Here is a 475-nt window from a genome sequence, read left to right on the forward strand (position 1 = left end):
ATGTGGATGCGTACCGCTATCAACCTGATTTCCAGACGTCTCCGTCACAGCCTGCGGATCGGGAGGTTCAGATCTATCGTCGCGCTAGCGGTGACGTTGGCGTGCGTAATGAGCTGTGGATTTTGCCAACCGTAGGCTGCGTAAACGGTATTGCGCGCCAGATCCAGAAGCGCTATTTACAAGAGAGTGACAACGCAGAAGGCACTGACGGCGTATTTCTTTTTAGCCACACTTACGGCTGCTCCCAGTTGGGCGATGACCACATTAATACCCGCACCATGCTGCAAAATATGGTTCGCCATCCGAATGCGGGCGCGGTGTTAGTGATTGGCCTGGGCTGTGAGAATAATCAGGTCGACGTGTTCCGCGACACGTTAGGCGAGTTTGACTCTGAGCGCGTGCATTTTATGGTTTGCCAGCATCAGGATGATGAAGTCGAGGCGGGCGTTGAACATCTTCATCAGCTTTATAGCGT

Annotated in this window: 1 protein-coding gene; it reads left to right on the top strand. The window is 53.1% G+C overall.

Features of this window, described 5'->3' with window-relative positions:
• Positions 1 to 475: UxaA family hydrolase (locus tag KUA11_RS17085; RefSeq protein ID WP_217412251.1), on the top strand; the 475-nt coding region annotated here is incomplete at both ends.

The organism is Acetobacter estunensis (genome assembly GCF_019083805.1).
In the GTDB taxonomy this organism is placed as follows: Bacteria; Pseudomonadota; Alphaproteobacteria; order Acetobacterales; family Acetobacteraceae; genus Acetobacter; species Acetobacter estunensis_A.